The following is a 570-nucleotide window of genomic DNA, read 5'->3' as shown; positions in this document are numbered from 1 at the left end:
TGATTTGCTTGGTCAGTTCCGCAACCTTGTCCTTGGTTGCCTGATCGATCCGGGAATCGAACTCATAGAACGGGGACAGGCTGGCGCCGCCCTTCTGCATCATGGTCCATTCCTTGTAATTAGCTGCAACGAAGGTGCCCGCCTTGACATCGGCAACCGCGTTCGCGATCGCGTTTTCCATGTGCCACAGGGCACTGGCCACAACCACGTCCTTGCCGTTTTCTTCCTTGTTCATGTCATTGACGTTACCAAAGGCCAGAATGCCTTTTTCACGGGCAGCATCGACAACGCCGGCGCGTTCCGCATACAGGATGTCCACACCGGACTCAACCTGGGCGTAGGCAAATTCCTTGGCTTTCGGCGGATCATACCAGGACCCGATGAAGGAAACCTTGAACTCCACATCCGGGTTGACGGATTTGGCACCAGCCATGAAGGCATGGAACAGACGGTTCACTTCACCGATCGGGTAGCCACCGATCATGCCAATCTTGTTGGTCTTGGTCATGGAACCGGCAATAACACCCATCAAATAGCAAGGCTCATGAATGTAGTTGTCGAACACGGCAA

At 54.0% G+C, this 570-nt stretch carries 1 protein-coding gene; it reads right to left on the bottom strand.

The genetic code is table 11. The annotated features are described in order from the left end of the window. A partial coding sequence (locus tag QQJ79_RS15890; protein ID WP_284223910.1) for a BMP family ABC transporter substrate-binding protein occupies positions 1 to 508 on the bottom strand: 508 nt, incomplete at its 3' end. Between the last annotated feature and the right edge of the window lie 62 nt (positions 509 to 570).

This window comes from Brevundimonas denitrificans (genome assembly GCF_030160755.1).
GTDB classification, from domain to species: domain Bacteria; phylum Pseudomonadota; class Alphaproteobacteria; order Caulobacterales; family Caulobacteraceae; genus Brevundimonas; species Brevundimonas denitrificans.
This window is presented reverse-complemented; position numbering and strand designations above follow the sequence as displayed.